Below are 7,186 nucleotides of genomic sequence, written 5' to 3' on the forward strand. Positions count from 1 at the left end.
TCCTGGATCGTTGTCATTCGCTTTAGCTTCATGCTCTTGATCAGCGCAGGCTGGGTTGTCGCGCAGGCGTTGCATCTGCCAGGTGGTTTCTGCCCACCACATACGCAACTGGGTGCGGCTTTCGCTAAATACCGCGTGACCGTCAGCTGCCAGCGTGAAGCGATCACCCGCCACGGCTTTGCCGAGGAAGTGAACACAATCTGCCAGGCCGTAGTCAGCCAGGGTTTTCTCAACCGCTGTGCGATCAGCAGCCTTAACCTGAATGACCGCCCCCAATTCTTCGTTGAACAACGCCGCCAGATGATCTTTACCTAAGGTTGCGATGTCCGCTTCCACGCCGCAGTGACCAGCAAATGCCATCTCTGCTAGCGTCACCAGCAGACCACCATCAGAACGGTCGTGGTAGGCCAGCAGTTTCTGCTCGGCAACCAGTGCCTGAATAGCGTTAAAGAAACCTTTAAGCTGTTCGGCACTTCTCACATCCGCAGGTTTGTCACCCAACTGACGGTAAACCTGAGACAGCGCCGTTGCGCCCAGGGCGTTGTGGCCAACCCCCAAATCAATCAGCAACAGGGCGTTATCTTCGATGCAAAGCTGTGGTGTCACGGTGCGACGAACATCTTCAACACGGGCAAATGCGGTGATAACCAGTGACAGTGGAGAAGTCATCTCGCGCTGCTCGGTACCTTCCTGCCAGCGGGTTTTCATCGACATGGAGTCTTTGCCCACGGGAATCGTCAGGCCAAGCGTCGGACAAAGTTCTTCGCCGACGGCTTTCACAGCTTCATACAGACCCGCATCTTCACCCGGATGTCCGGCTGCTGACATCCAGTTTGCTGATAGCTTGATGCGATTGAGTGCACCAATTTGTGTGGCCGCAATGTTGGTCAGCGCTTCGCCGACCGCCAGACGCCCAGAGGCAGCAAAGTCCAGCAGCGCAACCGGTGCACGCTCGCCAAGAGACATCGCTTCGCCATAGTAGCTATCCAGACTTGCGGTGGTGACCGCACAGTTAGCGACCGGGATCTGCCACGGGCCGACCATTTGGTCACGCGCAACCATGCCGGTTACCGAACGGTCACCGATGGTCACGAGGAAGGTTTTCTCAGCTACCGTCGGCAAATGCAGCACACGGTTTACCGCATCAGCAATGGTGATGTTGCGGCAATCCAGCGCATCACCTTTCGCTTTCAAGGTTTCAACGTTACGTTCCATTTTTGGCGTTTTGCCAAGTAGAACGTCCAGCGGCATATCAATGGGCTGGTTGTCGAAATGGTTGTCGTTGAGCGTCAGATGTTTTTCTTCGGTGGCTTCACCGATGACGGCGTACGGTGCACGTTCGCGACGGCACAGTTCGTCAAACAGCGGCAACTGGTCAGGTGCGACAGCCAGAACATAACGCTCCTGGGATTCGTTACACCACACTTCCAGTGGGCTCATACCCGGTTCATCATTGAGGATATCGCGCAGTTCAAAACGACCGCCGCGACCACCATCGTTCACCAGTTCTGGCATCGCGTTAGAAAGACCACCCGCACCCACATCATGAATAAACAGGATTGGGTTGGCGTCGCCCAACTGCCAGCAACGGTCGATAACTTCCTGGCAGCGGCGTTCCATTTCTGGGTTATCGCGCTGTACGGAAGCAAAATCCAGATCCGCATCAGACTGGCCTGAAGCCATGGAAGAAGCTGCACCGCCCCCTAAACCGATGTTCATTGATGGGCCACCGAGCACGATGAGTTTCGCACCGACGGTGATTTCGCCTTTCTGAACATGGTCAGCACGAATGTTGCCGATACCACCAGCCAGCATGATCGGCTTATGGTAACCGCGCAGTTCTACGCCGTTATGGCTCTTGACCTTCTCTTCGTAAGTACGGAAGTAACCCGTCAGCGCCGGGCGACCAAATTCGTTGTTAAATGCCGCACCACCCAATGGGCCGTCGGTCATAATATCCAGCGCCGTCACGATGCGGTCAGGCTTGCCGAAATCTTCTTCCCACGGCTGTTCAAAACCAGGAATACGCAGGTTGGAAACCGAGAAACCGACCAGACCCGCTTTTGGTTTAGCACCGCGTCCTGTCGCGCCTTCATCACGAATTTCGCCACCAGAACCGGTCGCCGCACCCGGCCATGGAGAGATAGCCGTTGGGTGGTTGTGGGTTTCGACTTTCATCAGGATATGCGCATCTTCCTGGTGGTAGTCATAGCGGCCTGCGTCATGATTGGCATAGAAACGCCCAACCGCCGAACCTTCCATCACCGCTGCGTTATCTTTATAGGCAGATAACACGTAGTCCGGTGTTTTCTCAAAGGTGTTTTTAATCATTTTGAACAGCGACTTAGGCTGTTCAACGCCGTCGATAATCCAGTCGGCATTAAAAATTTTGTGGCGGCAATGTTCGGAGTTCGCCTGCGCGAACATATACAGCTCTATGTCGTTCGGGTTGCGTCCCAGTTGGGTGAACGCATCCTGCAAATAATCAATTTCGTCTTCTGCCAGAGCCAGACCCAGACGGATGTTGGCTTCAACTAGCGCTTCGCGACCTTGAGTTAACAGGTCAACACTTTGCACAGGTGCAGGCTGATGCTGCGAGAACAGTTGCTGTGCATCGTCAAGCGTATCAAACACGCTTTCCATCATGCGGTCATGCAAAAGTGCGGCGACTTCCTGGCGCTGTGCATCTGTCAGCGTGCTGCCAGTGACGTAGTACGCCACACCGCGTTCCAGACGTTTAACATTAGCAAGCGCGCAGTTGTGGGCAATATCAGTCGCTTTAGAGGACCAGGGTGAGATGGTACCAGGACGCGGCGTGACCAGAATTAAGTGGCCGGTCGGGGCGTGGTCAGCAAGGGTTGGACCATATTTCAGCAACCGTTGCAGACGGGCGTGCTCTTCAGAGTCGAGCTGCGCGTCGAGATCGGCAAAGTGAACATACTCGGCATAAATGTCGCTGACCGGAAGGTTGGCGTCATTAAAACGGGCCAGTAATTTGTTAATACGAAATGCCGATAAAGCGGGCGAACCACGCAGAATTTCCATCATCAAAGATCTCTCGTCTTCGAAACGCCAGGGGGACGCTTCAGTGGGCGCAAGGGGAAAACGGGCGCCATTATAGAGAATCCGCAGCCGCGACGAAACCGTTTGCGTATAAATAAACGGATTAGTTTTCATTGGCGAGAATTTAACCGTATATGTTGAATAAGTTGCACAGTGGCGTTTTGTTAAGCAAAATGCGCCACACCTTATTGAATAACCTCCATTATTGATGCTGTTGTTAGCTAAGACTCGACGCCTCGCTGCAGATTAACTATTTGAAAAGATTTAAAATTAATTATCTGTTCATCGGTGCCGTAACCGTATTGCTGGCAGTGGCGTTGTGGCCCTCCCTTCCCTGGTTCGGACAAGCCGAAAACCGCATCGCCGCCATTCAAGAGCGGGGGATTTTGCGCGTCAGTACTATTGAGTCGCCTCTGACGTACACTCTGTTTCAGGGCAAAAAAATTGGCCTTGATTATGAGTTAGCAGAACTGTTTGCCCAGTATCTTGGTGTAAAACTGGAAGTGACTATTCGCCCGAATATTCAAGATCTGTTTGATGATATTGATAATAATAAGGCCGATATTATCGCAGCGGGTCTGGTGTACAACACGCATCGCAGCCAACATTACCAGGCCGGGCCGACATATTATTCCGTTTCCCAACAGATGATTTATCGCATGGGTAGCCCACGCCCTAAGTCATTGGCTGACATCAAAGAAAACCAGTTGGTGCTTTCACCTGGTGTCACATCACTCATCGCGCTGATCAATCTAAAACGTCATAAATACCCTGATTTAAGCTGGCGTGTTGATGAGCAACTCAGCAGTAAAGAACTGATGCAACAAGTGGTGGAGGGCAAGATTGCTTATACCATTACCGATTCTGTTGCGATCAGCACTTTCCAGCGCGTTCATCCGAAGCTTGCAGTTGCCCTGGATATAACCGACGAACAGCCTGTGACATGGTTTAGTGCATTAGATAGCGACGACAGCTTGTCCGCTGCCCTGCTCGACTTTTATAACCGACTCAACATCGACGATACCTTTGCGCACCTTGAAGAAAAATATCTCGGCCACGTTGGGGATTTTGATTATGTCGATACCCGCTCCTTCCTCAAAGCGGTGGATGCGGTACTGCCAGAGCTACAGCCCTTATTCGAAAAATATGCCACCGAAATAGACTGGCGTTTGCTGGCAGCCATCTCTTATCAGGAATCACACTGGGATAACCTGGCAACTTCACCGACCGGCGTGCGCGGGTTGATGATGCTGACCAAAAATACTGCGCAAAGCCTTGGCGTCACCGACCGGTTAGATCCGGTGCAAAGTATTGAAGGAGGAAGCCGTTATCTGAAGGATATGATGGCGAAAGTCCCTGACAGTGTGCCAAAGGATGAACAGATTTGGTTTGCGTTGACGGCCTATAACATGGGATATGCCCATATGCTGGATGCGCGCCAACTGACGGCGAAGCAAAAAGGCAATCCAGACAGCTGGGCAGATGTCAAAATACGTCTGCCGTTACTGAGCAAAAAACAGTATTACACGACAACAACGTATGGGTACGCCCGTGGCCATGAAGCGTATGCGTATGTTGAGAATATCCGGAAATATTACATTAGCCTGGTGGGGTACATGCTCGAAAAAGAGAAACAGGAAGCGCAAGCGCTAAAATATGCCGAGGCGTATCCGGCCGTCACCCCTGTCGAGTTGGCTATTCCGGGCTTCGGGATTTTTTCTTTAGAGCTTTTTTCTCAAGGCGGCGGGCTCGAAAGAAATCACTTAACATTGCCGAACACTCTTCTGCCAAAACCCCCTCAGCCACAGTAACCTGGTGATTCATACCCGGATGACCCAGCACATCCATTAGCGAACCAATCGCACCGGTTTTGGCATCTCGCGCACCAAACACCAAATGACCAATACGGCCATGAACCATCGCCCCTGCGCACATTACGCAAGGTTCGAGGGTGACATAAAGCGTGGTTTCCAGCAGGCGATAGTTTTGCAACACCAACCCGCCCTGACGCAGTGCCATAATTTCTGCATGTGCTGTTGGGTCGTGTCGGCCAATAGGACGGTTCCAGCCCTCGCCAATCACCTGGTTGTTATGCACCAGCACCGCACCAACCGGAACCTCACCTTCTTCCCATGCACGGCGTGCGAGGGTCAATGCATGACGCATCCAGTGTTCGTGGGTAAATTCGCTTTCTGACAAGGGAGGCTCTCCGGGCTAGATTCGGGCGGCGCATTATATACCCGTCATACTTCAAACTGCATCTTTGTTGTCTGCGCTCACTCAAGCTGCTGTAGTTTACCCTGTGGCGTAACCCGCCAGCGGTGCTGGCAAAAATAGAGCAGTGGGTTGTCCTGATTGCTGTCGCTGTACCCACTGTAGAGTTGCAGTGGCGTACCGATTTGCTGTTCGAGTTGAGACACTTTTTCATGCCCGAGGCAGCGCAATGTGAGCACCCATCCACCGTGGGAGCGCTTGATTTGGCTGGCGATAAGCTTCACTTTTGGCAACCACGGCGTATCGAAATAAACCTGCTGCACCAGAGGTTGTGGAGAACCAGTAATCAACCAGACATCCGCATCTGAGCTGGTCAGGTAGTCAGTCAGGCGCTGTTGTACAACGGGGAATGCGGTCACGCGCTCACGGAACCATGTCACGAAATTGGTTTCCAGTTGCTTGAGGCGCGTTTCGCTGTGACCGAAGGTCGCGCCCCACAACAACAGACTCATCGGCCAGCGTGCAGCGCGCCCTTTAATCAGCAACGCACCACCTATCACCGGCAGGAGCGGAATGACAAGTAACAGATTGAGGGGTTGATGGCGCAGCAGATAGCGCAAGAAGCTGCCGAACATATCCTGCTGATGCAGCGTGCCATCTAAATCGAAAAAAACTACCCGACGCTCACTCTGAATTGCCAAACGTTACTCCTCTGGATCATTAAAGCCCATCAACCATGTAAATAAGAACCCGGCGATTACCGCTATCAGGAAGCCTAACAGATAGAACATCACTTTTCCGGCAACAATGGTTAATGCCAGCGGTAAACCTGAAATTCCGAAGGTGATGACGGTTGCCACTTTCCAGTAACTGATGAACGCTCCACCCACCGCACCGCCTAAACAGGCACCGATAAACGGTTTGCCGAGCGGTAATGTCACCCCGAAAATCAGCGGTTCGCCAATACCGAGTAGCCCAACGGGTAACGCACCTTTAATCAGTTTTTTCAGGCGCTGATTACGTGTTTTCAGCAACACAGCCAGTGCTGCACCGACTTGCCCAACACCCGCCATCGCCAGAATGGGTAACAACGCATTTTGGCCGTGAGTCTGGATAAGCTCTACATGAATCGGCACCAGTCCCTGATGTAACCCCGACAATACCAGCGGCAGGAAGACACCGGAAAGCACGGCGCCGACCACCATGCCGCCTTTATCAATGGCCAACGTCGCACCATGGGCAATAGCGTCAGAAATCAGACCACCCAGTGGTTGCAACGCCACAATAGCAATTGAGGCGGTAATTAATGTCGTCAGCAGCGGGTTGAAGATTAACTCCAGGGAACCCGGCAGCAACCGGCGTAAGCGTTTTTCAATCCAGCACATCAGCGCCACAACCAGTAATACGGCAATCACCCCTCCACGACCGGGTTGGAGGTTTTCACCAAACAGCTGGATTTGCGCCAGTTGCGGGCTGGAAAGAATCCCGGCCATCACGCCGCCCATCGCCATTGAGCCGCCGAATACTTTAGCGGCATTTACGCCCACCAGAATATTCATGATAGCAAACACGGCACTACCGAAGATGGCAAGTAAGCCGAGAATGTTCGGATACTGCGTGGCAAGGTCACCCACAATATCCGGGCGTTTGAGGATATTAATAATCCCGGTGATAAGCCCTGAAGCAATAAAAGCTGGAATCAATGGAATAAAGACGTTGGCCAGTTTACGCAGCGCTTCGCTCATCGGAGCCTGATAACGCGCTTTCGCCTGAGCTTTATTCTGTGCAATATCGTCTTCTGCTAAGAGCGTTTGGCCATTGCTTTGCAACAGTTCACGCATGGCATCGACTACCTGAGCTGCACGACCCGGCCCAACAATAAGCTGATGCTGCGTTCCTTGTTTCACAT

5 protein-coding genes are annotated in these 7,186 nt (G+C 52.5%); 1 reads left to right on the forward strand and 4 read right to left on the reverse strand.

Going from position 1 to position 7,186, the window contains the following annotated elements; genetic code table 11:
* A partial coding sequence (gene purL / locus VJY99_RS01190; RefSeq protein ID WP_324115547.1) for a phosphoribosylformylglycinamidine synthase occupies positions 1 to 3,048 on the reverse strand: 3,048 nt, incomplete at its 3' end.
* Positions 3,049 to 3,317: 269 nt separating this feature from the next.
* On the opposite strand from purL, the gene mltF reads away from it, so the two are divergent.
* Positions 3,318 to 4,874, forward strand: a complete 1,557-nt coding sequence (gene mltF / locus VJY99_RS01195) for a membrane-bound lytic murein transglycosylase MltF (protein WP_324115549.1) — start codon at positions 3,318 to 3,320, stop codon at positions 4,872 to 4,874.
* On the opposite strand, the gene tadA is transcribed toward mltF, so the two are convergent.
* The 3 genes from tadA to VJY99_RS01210 form a co-directional block, all read right to left on the reverse strand.
* The gene (gene tadA / locus VJY99_RS01200; RefSeq protein WP_414641552.1) at positions 4,759 to 5,229 is read right to left on the reverse strand and encodes a tRNA adenosine(34) deaminase TadA; all 471 of its coding nucleotides are present in this window, start codon (positions 5,227 to 5,229) and stop codon (positions 4,759 to 4,761) included. The genes mltF and tadA overlap by 116 nt on opposite strands.
* 110 nt (positions 5,230 to 5,339) lie before the next feature.
* Complete coding sequence (gene yfhb / locus VJY99_RS01205; RefSeq protein WP_324115554.1) at positions 5,340 to 5,972, reverse strand: phosphatidylglycerophosphatase C; 633 nt, start codon at positions 5,970 to 5,972, stop codon at positions 5,340 to 5,342.
* A 9-nt stretch (positions 5,973 to 5,981) separates the two neighbouring features.
* Positions 5,982 to 7,186: PTS transporter subunit EIIC (locus VJY99_RS01210; RefSeq protein ID WP_324115552.1), on the reverse strand; the 1,205-nt coding region annotated here is incomplete at its 5' end.

The organism is Buttiauxella sp., assembly GCF_035271705.1.
GTDB lineage: Bacteria > Pseudomonadota > Gammaproteobacteria > Enterobacterales > Enterobacteriaceae > Buttiauxella.